The sequence below is a fragment of the Occallatibacter sp. genome, assembly GCF_035317045.1.
In the GTDB taxonomy this organism is placed as follows: Bacteria; Acidobacteriota; Terriglobia; order Terriglobales; family Acidobacteriaceae; genus Telmatobacter.
Genome location: NZ_DATHHT010000016.1, coordinates 36,917 through 58,190, shown reverse-complemented (window position 1 = coordinate 58,190; position 21,274 = coordinate 36,917). Strand labels below are relative to the sequence as shown.

Annotated in this window: 10 protein-coding genes; 7 read left to right on the top strand and 3 right to left on the bottom strand. The window is 58.5% G+C overall.

What is annotated here, in order from left to right; genetic code table 11:
• Positions 1 to 408: 408 nt before the first annotated feature.
• On the top strand, positions 409 to 876 hold the full coding sequence (locus VK574_RS06755) for a rhodanese-like domain-containing protein (protein ID WP_472799066.1): 468 nt from the start codon (positions 409 to 411) through the stop codon (positions 874 to 876).
• Between the two features lie 285 nt (positions 877 to 1,161).
• Positions 1,162 to 2,640: an MFS transporter gene (locus tag VK574_RS06750; protein WP_472799065.1), complete on the top strand. Its 1,479-nt coding sequence runs from the start codon at positions 1,162 to 1,164 to the stop codon at positions 2,638 to 2,640.
• A 300-nt stretch (positions 2,641 to 2,940) separates the two neighbouring features.
• Here the strand turns inward: VK574_RS06750 and VK574_RS06745 are convergent, their stop codons facing one another.
• Entirely contained in the window at positions 2,941 to 5,139 is a 2,199-nt protein-coding gene (locus tag VK574_RS06745) for an alpha-galactosidase D (RefSeq protein WP_472799064.1), read from the bottom strand.
• A 283-nt stretch (positions 5,140 to 5,422) separates the two neighbouring features.
• Here VK574_RS06745 and VK574_RS06740 point away from each other — a divergent pair, with 283 nt between their 5' ends.
• The 3 genes from VK574_RS06740 (at position 5,423) to VK574_RS06730 (ending at position 11,494) form a co-directional block, all read left to right on the top strand.
• On the top strand, positions 5,423 to 8,791 hold the full coding sequence (locus VK574_RS06740; RefSeq protein ID WP_472799063.1) for a DUF5107 domain-containing protein: 3,369 nt from the start codon (positions 5,423 to 5,425) through the stop codon (positions 8,789 to 8,791).
• Complete coding sequence (locus VK574_RS06735) at positions 8,788 to 10,239, top strand: sugar porter family MFS transporter (protein WP_472799062.1); 1,452 nt, start codon at positions 8,788 to 8,790, stop codon at positions 10,237 to 10,239. Before VK574_RS06740 ends, VK574_RS06735 begins: the two co-directional genes overlap by 4 nt.
• Before the next feature lie 163 nt (positions 10,240 to 10,402).
• Positions 10,403 to 11,494 carry a LacI family DNA-binding transcriptional regulator gene (locus VK574_RS06730; protein ID WP_472799061.1) on the top strand — a complete coding sequence of 364 codons (1,092 nt, stop codon included), beginning with the start codon at positions 10,403 to 10,405 and terminating at the stop codon, positions 11,492 to 11,494.
• On the opposite strand, the gene VK574_RS06725 is transcribed toward VK574_RS06730, so the two are convergent.
• Both VK574_RS06725 and VK574_RS06720 read right to left on the bottom strand, forming a co-directional pair.
• Entirely contained in the window at positions 11,491 to 13,494 is a 2,004-nt protein-coding gene (locus VK574_RS06725) for a glycoside hydrolase family 97 protein (RefSeq protein WP_472799060.1), read from the bottom strand. The genes VK574_RS06730 and VK574_RS06725 overlap by 4 nt on opposite strands.
• A gap of 106 nt (positions 13,495 to 13,600) precedes the next feature.
• On the bottom strand, positions 13,601 to 17,200 hold the full coding sequence (locus VK574_RS06720; protein WP_472799059.1) for a TonB-dependent receptor: 3,600 nt from the start codon (positions 17,198 to 17,200) through the stop codon (positions 13,601 to 13,603).
• Positions 17,201 to 17,985: 785 nt separating this feature from the next.
• Here VK574_RS06720 and VK574_RS06715 point away from each other — a divergent pair.
• Both VK574_RS06715 and VK574_RS06710 read left to right on the top strand, forming a co-directional pair.
• A complete protein-coding gene (locus VK574_RS06715) occupies positions 17,986 to 20,412 on the top strand; it encodes a glycoside hydrolase family 95 protein (RefSeq protein WP_472799058.1) in 2,427 nt (808 codons plus the stop codon).
• Positions 20,413 to 20,428: 16 nt separating this feature from the next.
• Positions 20,429 to 21,088 (top strand): SGNH/GDSL hydrolase family protein, encoded by a 660-nt coding sequence (locus VK574_RS06710; RefSeq protein WP_472799057.1) that lies wholly within the window; start codon positions 20,429 to 20,431, stop codon positions 21,086 to 21,088.
• Positions 21,089 to 21,274: the final 186 nt, after the last annotated feature.

Sequence of the window (21,274 nt, the reverse complement as noted above, 5' to 3'; positions counted from 1 at the left end):
TTTAATTCTTGGAAAGCTGATTCCTATCCTCGGCGTTTCAGCCTCTCTTGCGAGTTTCGGTTTATCTCTGGTTGGCGTCGCCGGCTACTTTCTGATCGTAATGGAGAAAGTGCCAACTTTTCAACGGCATATCAAATCGCGAGTGTGATCTGCTGGGCCGGCGGCCATTGCGGAAAGTCAGCTCGTTCCTGGCTGGTTGTGCCCAAATGGAGGGTCTGCCAATGGCTCTGTCCGGGACGGTGCGCCGGAGATCCTGTTTTACCAAGTACGTCTTCGTCCAACAAGCGCAAGCCTGAGACAGAATGGCGCCGCTCCGTCCCTATCGCCCGCCGTTGATCTGCGCCGTTTCTTTCGGCCGAATCCCATCCACGCTCGGATGAATCTCACTATTGTCAGGGAGGAGCAGAGATGTTCCTGGTGATAGCGACCATTCTTGCCGTTGTTCTGCTGACTGTGTTTCTGACTGAACGAGAGATAGACCGCCGCGAAATGGAACGACACAGTATCGCGCCGGAAACGCTGCATGCGCTAATGGCTTCCAAACAAGAAGTGCTGGTTATTGATGTTCGTCAGCCTCTCGATTTGCTGGGCGATTCTGTCATCATCCCGGGCGCACAGTGGCTTGCGCCTGAGGATGTGCGCGCAAATCCATCGCTGCTCCCGAAAGAAAGCGACCTCGTCGTCTATTGCACTTGCCCGAGTGACAGGACCAGCCGCATCATCTTGCGTCGAGCTCTCGCCATGGGATTTTTGCGAATCAAATTTCTGAAGGGCGGTCTCGACGGCTGGAGAACGAAGGGTTTTCCTGTCGAACCGTACACGAAGCCCTTTCACCTCGACTCGGGTAGCAGCAATCACTTGGCAGCCGCGCGTTAGTGGATTCTCTAAGACATGGATAATAGGCTTTCAGCGGAGTTTGCGACCAACGATTGACGGCTTGCCGCAGCGAAGAGTGTCGATCGCATAGCCTTTTCATGCAACCCCCGTCGCAAGTGACGCACCTATCTCACTGGAATTGCAATATTCGTTCTGCGAGGCCGCGCATAAGCATGGAAGATCAGGATTGAACAGCGATTGATGATGCCAATCAAATCTCCGTGTGAGGAACTGGCAGCGGGCGTCGCTCCGGGCGCAGCACAGCCATGCAGAGGGCCCTGGGTCTTGATTGCGACTATTCTTGCCTCCAGCATGGCATTCATTGACGGGACAGTCGTCAACGTTGCACTCCCCGCTTTGCAGAATGCTCTTCATGCATCGGTGACGAACATCCAATGGGTGGTCGAGTCCTACGCCCTTCTGCTCGCATCACTCCTGCTCTTGGGCGGTTCTCTTGGCGATCTCTATGGTCGCCGCAGAGTCTTCCTCTCCGGCGTCCTCCTGTTCGCAATTGGATCGTCCTGGTGCGGCCTCGCCACCTCAATCACTTCCCTCATCGTCGCTCGCGGACTTCAGGGAATTGGAGCGGCGTTCCTCATTCCGGGTAGCTTGGCCATTATCAGCGCTTCTTATACAGAGGGCGAGCGCGGGCGGGCCATTGGCACCTGGTCTGCCTTTACAGCGATCACTGCCGCGATCGGGCCGGTCCTGGGCGGATGGTTGGTGGAGAACGCGTCGTGGCGTTGGGTCTTCTTCATCAATCTTCCTCTCGCGATCATCGTAATCCTGCTCTCGCTGTGGCGGGTCCCGGACAGCCGTGACGAGGCAGCAAGCAAGAGTCTCGATTGGCAGGGCGCCACGCTCGCTACTTTTGGCCTGGGGGCGATCACCTATGCTCTTATCGATGGTTCGGCCACGGCGTCAGGACGCGAAGCAGTTGTCTGGGGCTTAGGCCTGGCCGGCGTGGGCACGCTGCTTGCCTTCCTTATCGTGGAATCACATTCGCCAGCCCCGATGGTCTCTTTGCATCTCTTCCGGTCCAGAGACTTTTCGGGGGCCAACCTGCTCACGTTCCTGCTCTACGCGCCTCTCAGCGGCATCTTATTCTTCTTTCCCCTTGATCTCATTCAAGTCCAGCATTACTCGGCAACGCAGGCTGGAGCCGCGTTGCTTCCGTTGATCCTTTTGATCTTCGTACTCTCCCGCTGGTCGGGAAGCCTGGTGGCTCGGTATGGCGCGAGACTGCCGCTCACCGTTGGATCACTCGTCGCGGCGTCAGGCTTTGCGCTCTTTTTGAGGCCCGGGATCGGGGGCCCGTACTGGAACACCTTCTTCCCGGCGGTGGCTGTTCTGGGAATCGGCATGGCGATCTGCGTGGCGCCGCTTACGACGGCAGTGATGGAATCGGTACCTTCCAGGGAGGCCGGTGTTGCCTCTGGAGTCAATAACGCTGTGTCGCGAATCGCCGGACTGTTGGCCATCGCAGTCTTTGGTCTCGTCCTTTCAGCCGGCTTCAACCGTACGCTGAGCCGCAGCCTCGGACAGATGCAGCTCTCTCCCTCTGTACGCCAAACTGTCGAAATGCAGCGATCGAAACTAGCGGGCGCCCAAATCAACGACTTGCTCGTAACGCACGCCGTCGACGAGGCCTTCGTATCGGGATACCGCGACGTGATTTGGATCTCCATCGGACTGGCTCTTTTGAGCGCATTAAGTGCTCAGATAATCCAATCGAAGAAACACACCGCGAGCGTCAACAATTGAGCGTGCAACCGAGCAGTTGCTCTTAAGGTCGGTTGATGCGAATAGCCAAAGCGCGTTTTGAGACGATGAATTCTGGAAGCGCGCATTGAATTGAAGGCGCCAACCGAAAGGTGCAGTCGGCCGCAGCTGAATCGCGGGCTTACAACTCATCGCGGATCAACAGTAACAGAGCCCCGGACTATCAATAACGCTTTCCCTTCTAGTCCTCCCACGAACCCGTTCCGTCTCAGGTCATAGCTGTCGGATCCTGGGCGGCGTAATGAAAGCGGAACGACGCGCTTAGCGATCCTCGCGCGGTCCTCAGAATGCTGGGGCTACCACTATCCGATCGAGATCGGGAGAAAACCCGGACGGATTTCCGAAACTGATGGTGTTTGTACCGGCGTGAAGTTGAACCTTCAGTACAGTGGGAACAGGATCGCTGAAGGTGCTCCCATTGAGGTCGAGTTCCGTTTCTGGAGCGCCATTGATGCTCATGAAGTAAGATCGCGGACCGCTGGTCTGGTAGTCGATCTCGAGCTGGTAGGTGCCGTTCGCCGGTACGGTGACGTTGGAAAAGGTCACGGAATTGCCTGCGCCTCCGCCAATATTGCCCGCCTTGCCCAAGCCCGACGAGTAGTTGCTGAACTCGCCGACTACTGTGCCGCTGAGCGTGGCGACCTCCGCTTCATAGGTCATCGAATTCGGGGTAGGGAAGTCTCCATTGCCGCGAATGACAATGCGGTCGAGATCGGGCGGATAGCTCACCGGGCTACCGAACTCGATGGAGTTGATTCCTTTTTCAAGATGGACAGGCACGGTTGTGGAGGCGGGCAGGAAGAAGCTTCCGCCGCCGCAGTTGAGCGTCTGATAGGCGCCTCCATTTACGCGATAAATGTAGGATCGCAGCCCCTGTGTCATGGAGTCGACCTGCATAAGGTATTCGCCAGCCCTGGACACGGAGACGTTGTTGAATGTGACGTTGTTGCCGGCGCCGATCCCCAGACCGCCAACCTTCTCTCCACCCGAACATGCGGCACAGTTGGCAATCACCGCGGAGCCGCCGAGGATGGCAGACTCGCCCTCGTAGCTTGTTGACGGCGAGGTAGCCGGACGGCCGACTCCGCGGACCTGAATGAGCTCAGAGGCGTGCGCACCGAGCGCAGTGGAGAAGCTCCCGGAAGATGGCCCGAGATCGCGGTGAGTCCATAAATCGCGCACGCTAACGGCATTGGCGAATCCCAGCAGACTCCAGGGAATGCGCGCCCGGGTGGTGGTTGCGTTCATGTTGAAGATACCGACAACGTAACTGCCGTTGCCGAGATTGCTGACCCAGACTTCAAGGTCGCCATCCAGGACCTGCCGTGCAGGATTCCCTGAGCGTGCCACCGCAAGCACTTCATCGTTGGTGACTAGCTGTTTGCCAAAGGCGTCGATCTTCTGCAGATCGCCGCCGAGAGTGAGAGGTGCGTTGGCAAGGGCCCATAGCGACAGCGCCGATTGCTTTTCTTCGTTACTGAGACCGTCGAGGGCACCGTCGGCGATGTCGAGTGAGTCCAGATCGTTCCATCCCACAGCAGGGCCGGAGGCTGCTTCCCAGCCGGGCAGATCGCGGAAACGCTCGTAGATACGTGGCCAGTCCGTGAGCGTGCCGCAGCCGCCTTCGCACTCCACATCCTGATCGATGCGGCGCGCGTTTGCGTATTGCTGCCAGACACCGAGGTAGTCCTGGTCGAGCGCCCAGGAGACGGTGAGCCAGATGGGGCGACCGCTCACAGCGATCGCTTTCGACCATGCGGCCACATCCAGGCGGTTGTCGATGGAAAGGTCGTAACTGTCTGAGCCGGGAGTGACGCCGTCAAGCTTGATCTGGTCAATGCCCCATGAAGCGAAGAGCGCCACCACGGAATTCATGTATTCCTGGGCTCCTGGTTTGGTGAAGTCGATTTTGTAATGGTATGGAGAAGTGCCGGGGGCGCCAAATGCGTTTCCGGCGGTGTAAGGAACTGTCAGGATGTCCTGGATGTGATACGGAGTACCGAGGATAGGCGAGTTGGCCACCACGGCCGGATATTCAACACCGGGAATCCAGTAGATGCCGGCCTTCTGCCCATTTTGGTGAATGTGATCGACCAATGCCTTGATATCGGGGAAGGTGGAGGTGTTCGGAATGGGCCGGCCACTGGTGTCGAAGGTGCCCTGCCAGCCGGAGTCAATGTTGATGTACTCAAATCCGTGAGCCTGGAGGCCGGAGGCGGCGAGGGCATCGGATTCTGCCGCAACGTTGGCCTGGCTGAGGAAGCCCGAATTGACGGTCTGTTCGCTGAAGGTGCTCCAGCCAGAGTAGGGACGTTCGCCGACTCCGTTGACCTGAGCTGGTGCTGTGGCAACTGCGAGCAGAAGGGCGAGGGCGCCGGCTGCGGAGACCACGCTTCGGAGCGCAAAGATGCGGAGAGCGAGTATTCTTGCACGAACAGCGTGCAACCAGAGACTGCAGTACGAGAGTGCAGGGTGGGTCATCGGTTTCTCCAGGCAGGGGATTGGGTCGAGCTGGATCAGAAAGCGGTAACGTTCACGCAATCCGACGAAATAACGGCACTTTACGGCTGCTCAAGAAGAGTTGTCAAGCATTGCCTGGAACTGCTTTCAGAATCAACCGCGCTGCGGCGGCTACTATGCCTGCCGATTTGGAGGAAGCGCCGCTGGATTCGGTGGCCGCCGGTGGTTAGGGAGAAAATCCTGTTGCCAAGTTTCAAGGATTAGCGTTAACGTTAACGAGATACACGATTGCTCGATACTTGCCATGCCCAGTGAAACCGTGAATCTGCGCGCCACAGAGACCTCCCGGCTGGTCCTTCCTGATCCGCCTGCCGGTGAGACTGCCGCCGTGAAGGCATGGGAGCAGTCGGTGGTGATGAGGTCTTATCTTCCGGATGAACCCGATCCCAATCCGTTGTTTCTAGAAAAGCGCGTCTACCAGGGGAGCAACGGCAAGGTTTACCCGCTGCCGGTCATCGATCGCATTGCCACCGTGCCGCGCGAGCACGCCTGGCAGGCCGTCCATTTGGAGAACGAGTTTCTGCGCCTGATGATCCTTCCCGAGATCGGCGGACGGATTCATGTCGGCTTCGACAAGAGGAACGGATATGACTTCTTTTATCGCCAGAACGTGATCAAGCCGGCGTTGGTGGGACTCGCCGGTCCATGGATCTCAGGCGGGGTCGAGTTCAACTGGCCGCAGCATCACCGACCAGCGACGTTTCTTCCGGTCGATATCGCCATCGAGCGCGAGGAAGACGGTTCTGTCACGGTGTGGTGCAGCGATCATGATCCGATCTCCCGAATGAAGGGAATGCACGGCGTCTGTCTGCGGCCGGGCTGCGCATACCTTGAACTAAAGGTCCGCCTCTACAACCGTACCTGGGACACGCAGACATTTCTCTGGTGGGCGAACGCGGCAACGCGCGTGCATGAGCACTATCAATCGTTCTTTCCCCGCGACGTGCGCTACGTTGCCGATCATGCGAAGCGGGCGGTGACGGAATTTCCCTGCAGCCTCGGCACGTATTACGGAATTGCTTACGGAGAGCGCGCGAGGGACGGAGTTCCCTTGGGGGAGATGCCGAGGAAATTCGTGCCGGATGGCTCCTATCCTGCGAACGACTTGAGCTGGTACGCGAATATTCCTGTGCCGACCAGTTACATGATCGTGAATTCGCGCGGCGACTTTTTCGGTGGCTACGACCATGCCGCACGCGCAGGCGTAGTGCATGTCGCGGACCATCACATCGCACCGGGCAAGAAACAATGGACATGGGGCAACCACGAATTCGGATATGCGTGGGATCGCAGCCTGACCGACCACGATGGGCCCTATATCGAGTTGATGGCGGGCGTGTATACAGACAACCAGCCGGACTTTTCCTTTCTCGCGCCGGGAGAGACAAAGAGCTTTAGCCAGTTCTGGTATCCGATCGGTGGAATGGGAGTACCCGACATTGCGAACGTGCACACGGCGATGCGCGTTGCATGGGAAAGCGGCGAGGCGCGAGTCCACATCCAGGTAACGCACGCTATCGCCGGAGCCATGCTGCGGCTCAGCTCGCCGGGAGATGATCCGGCCGTGTGGCACGGGAACCTGCTGCCGGACCACGCCGAGGTGATTGCCTTGCCGCTGGCAGGCTCTGGGCAGGAGTGGATCCTGGAACTCGAAGCGGAGGGCGAGGTTCTACTGAGATATGCGCCGGACGAGATCCGGTCAGCTCCCGCTCCGGTCGAGGCCACCGAGCCTCCGGACCCGGAGGAGATCGATTCGACAGACGAACTCTACCTGACCGGACTCCACCTCGAGCAATATCGTCACGCCACCCGTTCGCCTGAGCCCTACTGGCGCGAAGCGATGCGGCGCGATCCAATGGACAGCCGCGTCAACAATGCGCTGGGCAGGATGCATCTCCGCCGCGGCGAGCTGGGGTTGGCGGAGAACTGTTTTCGCGTGGCGATTGCACGACTGACTGCGCGTAATCCGAACCCGTACGACAGCGAAGCGTATTACAACCTCGGCATGACGCTGTTGTTCCAGGACCGTGCTGATGAGGCCTACGATGCGTTCTACAAGGCAACCTGGTCTGCCGCATGGCGCGGACCCGGCTATCACCGCCTTGCCGAAATCGATCTGCGTCATGGCCGCCTTGCGGCAGCGCTCGAACACGTCTTGCGTTCGCTGCGAGCCGATTCAGAGAACTCGAATGCGCGGAATCTCAAGGTTGTAATTCTGCGGCGGCTGGGCCGCATGGACGAGGCGAACGCGGAGCTCGACGCAATGCTGTGTCTGGATCCGCTGGATGCCTGGAGCCGATTTCTCAGCAGCGGCGATGCTCCCGCAGATGCCGGCCGGCGCCTCGACCTTGCCTATGACTGCATCCGCGCCGGGCTCCTCGACGACGCGGAGACGATTCTAGCGGCCGGCGCAACGGCGATGGAGCTTTATACGCGCGCATTTCCCACGAGTCACCACGAAAAGGAAGGCCAGCCGAGCGCAGCTGCAGCGGCTGCGAAGGCGAGTGCAACCTACGTATTTCCGAGCCGCCTTGAAGAGATGGTGGCGCTCGAGCGAGCGATCGCGGCGTACCCGAACGACCCACGTGCGCCGTACTATCTCGGCAATCTTCTATATGATCGGCAGCGTCACCGCGACGCGATTGCGCAGTGGGAGCGCGCTGTCAGCCTGGACCCAAAGTTCCCGACCGCGTGGCGGAATCTCGGCATTGCTTACTTCAACGTGGAACACGATAGGCAGAAGGCGCGGCAGGCTTTTCATCATGCGCGGATATGTTCTCCGGACGATGCGCGCATCTTGTATGAGGAAGACCAACTTCGTAAGCGGCTGGGCGACGATCCGCTGGACCGGCTCGCCGGCCTGGAGGCGCATCGTGCATTGGTTGCCCGCCGCGATGATCTCAGAGTGGAGCTTACTGCGCTTTATAACCAGGTGGGCAGGCCGACTGAGGCAATTGCGCTGTTGCTCTCGCGGCAGTTTCAGCCGTGGGAAGGTGGAGAGGGGCTGGTCCTCGGGGAATATGTGCGGGCGCAGCTGCAACTGGGACGGGAGTTGCTGAAGGCCGGCGATTTCCGTGGTGCGATTCGCTGCATCGAAGCCGCGGATCATCCGCCGCAGAGCCTGAACGAGGCCCGTCATCTGTTGACGAACAGCAGCAATATCCAGTTCTGGCTGGGCGAAGCCTGGGCAGCGGCCGAGGATGCTGCTCGCGCAAGGACGCACTGGGAGAGAGCAGTCCGCCAGCGCGGCGACTTCCAGCAGATGCAGGTGAGAGGCGTTTCCGAAATGACCTACTGGAGCGCGATGGCGATGCGCCGACTGGGGCGCGAAGCCGAAGCAGAGTCGCTGTTCGGTGAGATCCTCAACTACGCGGAGGAACTCGAGAAGCGGCCGCCGAAGATCGACTACTTTGCAACCTCGCTGCCGACGATGTTGCTGTTTGACGAGGATCTCGCAAAGCGCCAGCACATCACGGCCACATTTCTACGCGCGCAGGCGCTGCTCGGCCTGGGACGCGGTGCGGAAGCGCGAGCGGCGCTCGAAGAGGTCCGTAGGCTCGATCGATCTCATATGGGCGCGCAGGATCTTCTGGAAGACGACGCTGCTTTGTGAGTGGACAAACACCCGTGCTTGTTTCCATCGCTTCGAGCGAAGATAAAAACCCGCTGCATTCCTCGCGCGCTTCCGGTTATGTCTGGGGCATCGCCGTTGTTGCGGCACTAGGCGGCCTGCTGTTCGGCTACGACTGGGTCGTGATTGGCGGCGCGCGCCAGTTCTTTGAAGTTTATTTCCATTTGCAGAGTGCTTCGGCGATCGGCTGGGCCAACAGCTGCGCCCTGGTGGGATGCTTCGTGGGATCCCTTGCCGCCGGAGCCCTGGGAAGCCGCTATGGACGCAAGCCGGTGCTGCTTGTATCCGCGGTGCTGTTCGCAGTTTCATCGATTTTTACCGGATGGGCGTTTTCGTTCACAGCGTTCATCCTCTGGCGCATCGTCGGTGGCATTGCAATCGGCCTCAGCTCGAATATCTCTCCGCTATATATCGCCGAGGTGAGCCCAGCTGCGCAACGCGGACGACTTGTGAGTCTGAATCAGTTCGCCGTCGTGGTTGGCATTCTACTGGCACAGATCGTGAACTGGCGGATCGCCGCGCCGGTGCCGGAGCACATTTCGCCTGAGGCTCTGGTTGCATCTTGGAATGTTCAGACGGGATGGCGATGGATGTTCACGGCGGTGGCCCTGCCTGCACTGATCTTTCTCGTTGCCTCATTCGCAATTCCGGAAAGCCCGCGATGGCTCTTCGTACGCGGACGCATCGACGAGGCGACAAAGGTGCTGAAGCGGATCGGCGGCAGCGGGGCTTATGCAGCGGCTGAAATTGAGGCGATCGCAGGCAGTCTGCGCGCCGAGCAGGCACAGCCAGCCGAACGGCGCGGAACCCTGAGTCGAGGCGCGCGCAAGGTTCTGCTCATTGGCATTGTGCTCGCGGTGTTGCAGCAATGGAGCGGCATCAACATCCTGTTCAACTATGCGGAAGAGGTGTACCGCTCTGCCGGGCTGGGTGCGAACCAGATCATGCTGGATATCGTGATTACTGGCACGATCAACCTTCTTTTTACGCTCGTCGCCATGGCCATCGTGGACCGGTGGGGCAGGCGTCCGCTCATGTTGGCGGGCTGCGCCGGGATCGGTATTTCGCATCTGCTGGCCGGTTTTTTCTATCGCGCCGGAACACATGACATACCGGTACTGGTGCTGACGCTGTGCGCGATAGCATGCTACGCAATGACCCTGGCGCCGCTGACCTGGGTGCTGATCTCGGAGATCTTTCCGAATCGGATACGTTCGTTTGGCGTTTCGGTTACGGTTTCCGCGCTCTGGATCTCCTCGTTTGCTCTGACGTACTCTTACCCGTTCATCGTTCGCTCCCTGAGCAGCGCCGGGAGTTTCTTCCTTTATGGAACGATCTGCCTTGCGGGCGGAGTGTTTGTCTTTCTGTTTGTGCCGGAAACCAAGGGGCGCACCCTCGAAGAGATCGAAGAACAGACCACGCGGGAGTGATCGTCTGCACGAGGCCAGCGCGACATTCTCAATCGGGAGTACACGGTTAATGCGCGGGTACGTTAACGACGATACTTACACATTCGTTCCGTCGGCGGTCAAAATCTGCTCATTTTCTCGTGTGCGCCGATGCGATATGCGAAACTGTTGAGCGAAGCCCACGATGAAATCGACGAAGAAAAGCGGTAAGGCAGCTGGCATCCGCGAGATCGCTAATGCCCTTGGAACATCGATCGGCACGGTGGATCGCGCACTTCATGGACGCAGCGGCGTGAGCGCGCGTACCAAGGCACGCGTGCTGCGCATGGCAGAGCAATTAGGATACAAGCCGAATATCGCTGCCAGATCTCTCAAGCTGAATCGCAGCCTCCGCATTGCGGCAGTGCTTCCGCGCGAGATTGCCGCCTTCTTCGATCCGCTGCGCCAAGGGATCCAGGCGGCCGCCGACGAGGTGGCGGGGCTGCAATTCACGCTCGATTTCATCGAATATCCGCGCCTGGGCTCAGGCGATCTTGCCGCCCTGGAGAGCGCGGCGACGAAGAAATATGACGGGATCCTCTTTACACCCGGCCGTCCGCGCGAGCTGGCCGCGGTATTCCGGCGGATCGTCGCGCAGGGTACTCCCATGCTCTGCGTCGCCAGCGATGCACCGGATAGCGGGCGCATTGCCGCCGTGACGGTCGATGCGTATACCAGCGGAGCGCTTGCGGCCGAGCTGCTTTCCCACAAGCTGCAGACTCCGTCGCGTGTCGCCACCATCACCGGCGAACTCGCGACCTTCGATCACGCGGAGAAGCTTCGGGGGTTCGCGGCGGGCCTGGCGATGCTGGCTCCGCATCTGACTCTTCTGCCGGTTGTCGAATCGCATGAGAGCCCGGAAGACGCCTATCGCCAGAGCATGGCGCTGCTGAAGGCAAAGACGCGACCGGACGCAGTCTACATCAGCACTGCCAACAGCCTTCCCGTGTTGCGCGCGCTTGAAGAGCTAAAGCTGCTCGGTCGGGTCCAGGTGATTACCACCGATCTCTATCCCGAGCTGATTCCGCTGCTGGAGTCCGGCAAGGTGCTGGCTACCCTTTATCAGCGGCCGGAGGCGCAAGGCAAGACAGCTTTCGAAACGCTCATCGGCCACTTGATGGACAAAGACAAGCCAGTGAAGACGCACCGTTTTGCACCGCATATTATTCTGCGCAGCAATCTGCCGCTCTTTGCCAGCCGGCTCGCCAACCCGGCCGCCGGCTTAGATATACGCTAGCGAGCGGGCAGAAAGCGAATGGCACATCCGCCGCCACTGGCAAGCGTTAGCGTGAGCACTTCGCTGCTCCGCACGGTCCGCCGGCGAATGGTGACGTGCTTTGGATTCTGCGTTGCATCGGGGGCATCCTCGTAGATCTCGGCCGTGTACGTGCCCGTGCCAAGAAATCCGAGCGGGACGTGCAGCTCACGTGCGCTCCAATTCGTAAGGCTGCCGAGATACCATTCAGCTCCATGGCGGCGCGCGATAGTGACGAATTCGCCCGGCTCGCCGTTGAGCACACGGGTCGCATCCCATGCCGTCGGAACATCCCGAATGAACTGGAAGCTAGGCTGGTTGGCATAGGCCGACGGCACGTCCGAGACCATGGCCAGCGGCTCTTCAAATACGACATAGAGCGCAAGTTGCTGAGCGCGGGTGCCCATCACCATGGGATTCTTGTCGCGCGCGACGAAGTCTTCCGGGGTCACATTATCGAAACCTCCGGGGGTGTAGTCCATGGGTCCGCTGAGCATGCGGGTGAATGGGAAAGTGGTGCGGTTGATTGGGCCGTCGCGGCGCCCGGCCTTGTTGTTTTCGAGCCCGAGTACTGCTTCGTAATCGAGAACGTTGGGGTAAGTGCGCTGGATTCCCCAAGGCTGTGTGGCGCCATGGAAGTCGACCAGGAGATGGTGTTCGGCCGCGAGCCGAGCCACGTCGTAGTACCACTGGATCCCCTGCTGATCGTTGCGAAGAACGAAGTCGATCTTCACGCCCGCAACGCCCCACATCTCATAGAGAGAGAAGGCCTCGTGCATCTGCTTCGCGACCGCCTTCGAGTAGAGCCAGATCCAGATCTTGACATTTTTTTTGGCCGCGTATTGCACCAACTCCGGAACGTCGACATTTCCGCGCATTTTCGTGATGTCGTTGCCCGACCATCCCGCGTCGAGCATCATGTAGGGAAAGCCGGACTCGGCAGCAAAGTCGACGTAGTATTCCATGTTTTTGGTGGTGTATGCGGACTGGCCGTCAGGGCCGAGGTCGCCGTCCCACCAGTTCCAGGAAGCCTTGCCCGGATGAATCCAGCTCGTGTCGGTGAGGCGATTTGGAGGATTGAGGTCGGTGATGAGATTAGACTCGATGAGTTCACCGGGATTGTCACCCAGCAGGATCACGCGCCATGCGCTGTCGTGCGGAAGGCTTGCATCCACCGCGGGTCCGTTGCCCTCGACCGGCGGAGAAATCCTGCTGACGATGTAGTGCCCGGTCCAGTTGCCGGTGGGATTCTCGAGATACATGGCGGCATTGCCTTCGAGATTCGCTTCACCCACGGCAGCCCAGGCCAGCCCCGGCATGTGCATCAGCATGGGCGCGCCATTGAGGATGTGGCTGGCTACGCCGCCCTGGTTGCTGAGTGCGCTCAACACCTGGGGCACGTATTCGCTCTCATACCCGCTCTGGTAGTTGGGCAGGCGCAATGCCCAGGCCGAGGCGTCCATCACGGGACGAAATTGAGTGTCTTCCTGCGAAAGCTGATAGCGCGAGAGCGCAGCTTGCTGAGGGACGCGATAACGGAACGCCACGCCGCTGTTGTAGGCCCTCGCCTCGATGTCGAACCTGCGGCCGGGGGCGGCGCCTTCAGTCGCCTGGATGGTGAGGCTGTTGTAGGCGTCATACACGGTGGAAGCTTTGCCGGCGAGGAGCTTGTAATCATCGATACCGGAGGCGGCGACGCTGCCGGCGATGTGAACTGCCGCGCCGAGCGGAGGTTGATTGAGGAGCTCCAGCCGCAGAGCGGAGTCTTCGAATACCTGTTTGCCATGGAATGAAATCGAATAAACGAGTTGGCCGTCTTGGCCGGCAGGCTGTCCGGAGGTAAGGTGCACTGAAAAATGTAGTGTGATCCGTTGATCGGGAGAACTCAACTCAAGCGGACCCGGCTGGGCGTCGGCGACCAGGCAGCAGCAGAATCCAAGCGCGGAAACAAGGCTCAATACGGAAGACTTCCAAGGCAACATGCTGTTCTCCGGATATCCATGATAGGCGCCGCTTTGTGCATCGGCGAAGACAGACGGAAACGGCTTCTCCCACTGAGAAGCCGTTTCGCGCGGTGTTGTTTCACGGTTAGAAGACGTATTTCAATGCGAGTTGGAAGAAACGCGCATCGGGTGTGTTGTTCTGGAAGAACTTGGTCCCGGAGATGAGACCGCCAGTTGCATTCATTGAGCCGTTCGGCGTGCCCAGGGTTGGGTGGTTGAAGACGTTGAAACCATCGGCGCGGAACTGCAGATTCTGTTCGTGCCAGATAGGAAAGCTTTTGAACAGCGACATGTTGACCTGGTAGTAGCCGGGACCGTAGACATTGTTCTGTGGGCTGCCGAGTAGCGCAATCGCCGTTGCCTTATCGGTCACTGGCGCCTGGAACGTGACCGGAACTCCGTCTGGATTCACCGATCCGACGGGATGGGTTGCATCCGAGATCATCTCGCCGGGCAGAGGATTGCGGAACGCGCAGGGATTGATGTAATTCAACTTGGTCTTGACCTGCGTGGGGCAGGTCGAGAGGCTTGGATTGCTCGGATCAGGCGTGCCGCCCGAACCATACGGGTCATGCACTGGGAAGGCGCGGGCACCTCCTCCCGAGGCAGTGCTGATGTTGGGACTGACGGTGAACGGGGTGCCGGTTTGCGCCGCGTAGGTCAGACTCGACGACCAGCCGCCGGCAATCTCATCGAGCCAGCGAGGCGAACTGCTGAGAAAGGCGCGTCCCCGACCGAAAGGCAGCTCATAGTTTCCATTGATCGTGAACCGATTGCGAACGTCGAAGACCGAGTTGGTCAGTTCATCGATGTAAGGAATCAGCGCGGGCTGACGATTGCCGATGGCAGTGAACAGACCGCCTGCATCGCTGGCATCATCCAGAGCATGCGACCAGGTGTAAGTGGTGAGAAAACTGAGGCCATGCGAATAGCGCTTCTCCAGCTTGGTCTGGAGCGAATTGTAAGTGCTCACGCCGGCGAAATGAATCTCTCCAATTCCGCCCAAGTCGGGGAACGGATTAAACGGATTCGTGTTCGTTCCCGGTCTCCACAGACCAGGCGCCGTGTTCGGAGCTCCGTAGAGTTCGAGGTGACGCGACAGATTTCCCACATAGGTCATGGTGAAGGCCAGGTTGGGCGTGATCTGCTGCTGCAGCCCGAGGCTGAACGTCATGGTATACGGCGGCTTGATGTTGGGATCGATGGAGTGAAAACCAGGCTGAGAGACAAAGGTCTGCAACTGTCCGTTGTCGGTGGCAGGCAGCAGACCGGCCTGCAATGTAACGCCTTGCGCGGCAACTGAGGGGCAATTGCCCTGTACGCATGTGGGTGCAAAGAAACTCGCCTGGTTCGAATACGGGAAGTTCGCGCCCAGGTTGCCATTGCCTTCCGACTGCAAGCCACCATAGAAGATTCCGAAACCGGCACGAACAACCGTATCTTTGTAGGGAGAATAGGCGAAGCCAATGCGGGGAGCGAAATCGGCTTTCTGTGAGGTCACCAGGCGATCGTTGTCGACAAACTCTACGGTGACGTTGTCCTTCGCGAGCAAGTTCAAGAAGGGTGCGCCGAGACTGATGTTGCGCTGGCTCTTGGGAAACTGAAGAACGCCCGAGCCCGCGCCGATCGTCAGCGGGCCATTGACAACGAAGTTCGACTGCTGTCCGCTGTTTTCCTTGTAGGGCTGGAAGTAGTCGTAGCGCACGCCCAGGTTCAGGGTCAGCTTCCGGTTCAGCCGCCAGTCATCCTGCACGTACCCCGCGTCGTACCACTGCGCGTCGTTGACATTCGGTGAGACGGAGATGGCCGCGTAGTTTTCCTGATCCACCAGCATGTCGGCAACGGCGGAGCCGGTGTTGGAGACGCCGACCAGGCCTGTGAACTGCCCGTCCCAGTGATACTGCCCGAGGTCCGCAGGCGCGTAGATGTAATAGAAGCGGATGGCCTGGAAGGATGCGCCAAACTTGAACGAATGGTTTCCCCAGATCTTCGTCAAGTTGTCGAGGATCTGATAGACGTTCTGCGATTCACGGCTGATGCCGGTGGAGCCCCACTGCTGGATGGTGCCGTTGACATAGCCCGAAGGGAGACCGAACTGCCCCGGCTTCAGGTTGGACGGTTGCGGCCCAAGCCCCAGGGAAGAATTGAGCGCGGGATTGAAGGCATTGGGCTGCTGGAAGTTGAAGACGCCCCAGTTGTAGCCGAATCGAAGCTCGTTGGTGAGCGTCGGAGTGAAGACGTGAGTCTCGCTTCCCATGAAGTTCATGGCTAGGTTGGTGTCATACTGACCGCCATAACCGCTGCCGTCGAGGGTCGGGCCGAGGGGCAGGCCATTCGTCTTGATCTCATGCAGGTAACTGTAGCGCGCGTAGCTCTGGTCCTTCTGGCTTATGTTCCAGTCGAGGCGCTGATCCCACTGGACGGTGTTATCGGTACTGCCGAGGTTGACCAGGTAGTTGTTGTAGAGTTTGCCTCCGTTCGCGTTTGGAGCGGGATACAAGTTGAGGATGTTCTGCGCGACGGCGTTGATCTGGTTGGGGCAGAAGACATTCTGCTGCCCGTTGCAGACCAGGGGCTGTGTGGGGTCGGCTGTGTTCGGCTGGTAGAGCTGAGTAGGCGCTCCCACGCCAGTGAGGTTGCCGTTCAGAAGCTCAGAGAAATCGCCCTGCCGTTCCAATGCCGATGGAACGTTGATCAATGTGGGGTTGCTGATTGAGATGCGATTGACTTCCATGTCGCCGAAGTAGAAGAGTTTGTTCTTCCAGATGGGGAAGCCGAGCGTGGCGCCGAACTGGTTCTGATGGTAGGGAGGTACCTGTGCATCCGGGCCGGCATTCCAGTTGATTGCATCAAGATTGGTATTGCGCACGTATTCCCAGGCATCGCCGTGGATCTGGTTGGTCCCTGACTTGATGTTGGCCTGCAGGACGGCTCCAGCCGAGTGTCCGAACTCGGCGCTGAAGTTGCTCGTCTGGAGGCTGAACTCGGAGAGAGCATCGGGCGGGGGCCGCATGATGTAGCTGGAGCCGTTGAGAAAATCCACAAGATTGGTGTTGTTGTCGACGCCGTCGAGGATGAAATTATTCTGCTCGGCGCGCTGGCCGTTGGCCACAAAGTCGCCCGTCCCCGAGCCGCGCGTGTTCCCGAACGGTGGCGCGACGCCGTTAGTCAACTGGGCAATGTAGACCCAGTTGCGTCCATTGAGAGGCGTATCGTTGATCTCTTTCGTGCTGATCACCTGGCCAACGGCGGCATCCTGGGTTTGGAGGACAGGCGCCTCGGAGGTGACTCTTACCGTCTGGCTGACGGAGCCGGCGGGCAGCATGAAACCCACGTTGAGGCGCTGCTGAATGTCGAGATGCAGGTTTTCGCGGGTCACTGTCTGGAATCCCGTCGAGGAAGCGGAAACGGTATAGTTTCCGATCTTCAATGGGGAAAAGACAAACACGCCGCTGCCGTTTGAGGTCGTCTTGAGAGTGAGGCCGGTGTCGTTGTTGGTGACGGTGACCTGTGCGTTGGGAATCAAAGCGCCGGAGGAGTCCTGCACGATACCCGTGATGGATCCCTGGTCGGTTTGCGCAGAGCAGGATGCGGCGAGCAGCAGCATCAGCAGTGCCAAGCCAGTCGCCAGGAAGGTTGAAATTGTTCGCGTCGAAGTAGCCGGCCTCAAATGTATTCTCGCCATTGTTTTGTGTCTCCAGGCATTGGACGCGGGGACGCGCCGAGCCGTCTCAATTAAGCTTCATATCGCTTGCGTTCACGTAGGTCGAAACAGGGGAACGTGTACGTTACCGGAAAAACGGTAATCTCATCGATTGAGAGTTGTCAAGAAACAAATATCGCACCATTCCCTAACGTCGTGCGGTCTCTGTTGTGCGATTGATTGAAAGGGGATGGGAATACCGGCCCGCCGCGGAGATGCAATCCGGGCCGCCGACTCACTGTAGCTGAGATGGAAGGGCGCCGCATTGCGATATCAACCGGGTTCAAGGAAATGACCACGCGGGGGCCGGATCCTGCCCCGCAAAACTGCCCGCGGGAGCGATAAAGGCCAGTGAAAACTATCCAGAGGCCCCTCCTTCACGAGAAGAGACCGAATCGTCATCGTTCGCACATTTTTAGATTCCAAGTAAAATCTGCAAATTTGGATTTGCAGTTCTACTCCTCCATGCAATATTTAATGTGTACGTTACCGATTCCGAAGACGATCCACTGCCGACGAAGGGAATTATTCGATTGTCCATTTTTAGTACGGGCTCTCTTGAACCACCCGACGCTTAACAATCCCAAACAACAACGGAAAAGTTCCGACAGCTCAAATGGCGGCCAAATCTATGGGCCGAAGTTTTTCCAGAACAATGGCCAAAGTGGCCGAATCAACACAGGTCTGCACGCTGGAGCAGATTCTTCGTTGGGTTTCCTGAAAACCGGACAGAGATCAAAACGTTGTTACTTGAAGTAGGAGATCCCGTGCGTGCAAGCAGACGTAATTTCATCCGAGGCGCGGTGGCTACTGGAGCCCTTTCGCGACTTGGGTTCTCACAACGACACTCTCGCACCCTGCGCGAGGAACTGTGGTACAGCAAGCCCGCCGAACGATGGCTCGAGGCACTTCCCGTCGGGAATGGTCGTCTCGGTGGAATGATATTTGGGGGCATCCAAACAGAGCGGATCGCGCTTTCCGAGTCTACAGCCTGGTCTGGAGCCCCCGCGACGGGCGAATTGAATCCGAATGCTCTTCCTCACCTCAACGAAATTCGTCAGGTATTCTTCTCCGGCAAATACGACGAGGCGCAGGCTCTCTGTGGCAAATATCTCCCGGGGCGTGCGAAGAACTTTGGAACGAACCTTCCACTTCCAGAGTTACAGCTCAAGTTCGAAGCCCCGGGTAGCGCGACCAATTATCGACGATCGCTCAGCCTGAATGAAGCCATTGCCCGCATAGACTTCACCAGCGGCGGAGCGCGTTTCACACGGGAAATCCTGGCGTCGCATGTCGATCAAGTCCTTGCAATTCGTCTCTCGTGCAATGAATCGGGGCGGATCGCATTTCGCATGGATTTCAGCAAAGGTATTCTGCCTTCGACGGTTGAAACCAGCGCAAACGACACACTTATTGCAAATGCAAATGCATGGGAGCAATTGCATAGCACAGGGAATGACGGTGTGGCCCTGCAGATTCGCGCGCAGGTTGTTACCGAAGGCGGATCCGTGACGGCCTCGAATGGTGCCATCGAAGTGCGCGCAGCGAATACGGCAACTGTGCTGGTCGCAGTCGCAACAAATTACGGAGGAGCCGATCCTGGTCTACGATCCCAACAGACATTGAAGACTGTCGCACGCAAAGACTTCGCGGAACTGCGCTGCTCTCATGTCGCGGATTATCAACCGCTCTATTTGCGCACTTCCATTGATCTCGGGGAGAGCAGCCCGGCAGCACGGCAGCAACCCACCGATAGCAGGCGCCGGGCATTGGGCGAAGGAGCGGACGATCCCGAATTGCTGGCGCTCTTTTTTCAGTACGGCCGATATCTCACGATCGCAGGCTCCCGCGCCGACTCGCCCCTCCCGCTTGCGTTGCAGGGCATTTGGAATGATGGCCTGGCCAGCAGTATGGGATGGACCGACGACTTTCACCTCGACATCAATACCCAGCAGAACTACTGGCCTGCCGAAGTGTGCAACCTTGGGGAGTGTCAGATTCCGCTTTTTCGTTTGATCGAGCTCATGCGAGAAAAAGGCCGTGCGACAGCGAAGGAAATGTATGGCGCTTCGGGGTGGGTCACCCATACCGTGACGAACCCGTGGGGATTCACCGCTCCGGGAAGCCCTGGCTGGGGCATCTTTGTGACTGCTGGCATCTGGATTGCTCTGCAGATGTGGGATCACTGGACGTTCAACGGCGATCGCGAATTCCTGCGGACGAAGGCCTATCCCGTGCTGCGCGAAGCCGCTGAGTTCTTCCTATCCTATATGGTGCCGGAGGCGACACACGGATGGCTCGTCACCGGTCCATCCGATTCTCCCGAGAACTGGTACATCACCCCTTCAGGCGGTCGCGCATCGGAGTCAATGGGTCCCACCTGCGATCGCGTCTTTGTGCATGCGCTGTATACGATGTGCATCGAAGCTTCGAAGACGTTGGCACTCGATGTCGAATTTCGCCAGCAGCTTGAGAGTGCTCGCGCAAAGTTGCCACCCTTTCAGATTGGCCGGCATGGACAGTTGCAGGAGTGGTTGGAAGACTTTGAGGATGGCGAACCGAATCATCGCCACACCTCACACCTGGTTTCGCTTTATCCGGAAAATCAAATCTCTCCGCGCACCACGCCCGAACTGGCCCGCGCCGCAGAAGTCACAATCGCGCGAAGAATGAATGCGCCACACTGGGAGCAGAGCGAATGGGGTCGCGCCAACCTGGTCGCGTACTACGCGAGACTGCTGAAGGGCGATGATGCACACAAGTATCTCGTTAGCCTCCTCGCCAAGGCTGCTGACGACAATCTGCTTACTTTTTCAAGTGGGGGCATCGCGGGTGCAACACAGAATATCTTTGCAATTGACGGAAACACCGCCGGCGCCGCCGGAATCGCCGAGATGCTGTTGCAATCTCAGAACGGGGAGATTGAGCTTCTGCCGGCGCTTCCATCGGCATGGCCCACCGGCTCAGTTCACGGACTTTGCGCGCGTGGTGGATTCGTTCTCGACATTGCTTGGGAAAATGGCAGACTCCTCACTGCCTCGATCCGCGCAAAAAATGCGAACCCAGCCTCAGTTCGCTACGCGGGCCGCTTCGCAACCCTCAATCTTCAAGCAGGGCAGACAATTCAACTGCGGCACGATGACTTTAAAAAGAAGGGATTGATAGGACGGGTAAATGTCTCTCAACTCATCTAAAGGGATCTTTGCAAAATTGCTTCTTTTGGTCGGTGCCTTTCCCCTGATGGCCCAGAAGCCCATGTCCATCCCGGAAGAGATCGAATGGACCTGGGAGGTGCGGCCAGCGCATCCCGAACGTCACCTGCCGAATGTCCTGCTTCTCGGTGACTCCATCTCGCGCAACTACTTTCCGCAGGCGACAAAAGACCTTGATGGTGTTGCGAATGTCTATCTCATGGCCTCGTCGACCTCGGTGGGTGACCCTCGCCTGCCGCATCAGATTGCGGAGTTTGCTGCGATGGAGGGCGTGCGGTTCAGTGTCGTCCATTTCAACAATGGGATGCATGGATGGGGCTATACCGAAGAACAGTACAAGGCTGCATTCCCGCAGTTCCTGCGTGCGATACGTGCTCTTGTGGACGAGCACGGGGAATTGATCTGGGCCAACACCACTCCCGTTCGTCCGGACGCGACTAATGGTGCAACAAATCCCCGGATCGACGAACGGAATGCAATAGCTCTTTCACTGGTCAAATCCGCCGGAATTACAATTGACGATCAGCACGCGCTGATGTTGCAGCATGGCGAGCTGTACGAGGATTCTATCCATTTCAATTCAGCAGGAGCGAGCATCCAGGGGGATCAAGCTGCGTTTGGAATTCGATCGGCGCTACGCAACACTGGTCTTCAATAGCGATTTGTGTTCAGTTTGTCTATGAGGCGGAATCAGAGCCCTTGAAATCCGTGGCGGAAACCAGGCGTCGAGCAGCAGATCCAAGTTCCAGTGCCATCAGTTTAAAGCTGAGGTGGCTTGCGATTCCGAAACGACCTTTTCTGCCGAGAGCCGGTCTGGGGTGTTGAACCACTTTTTGACGACGCG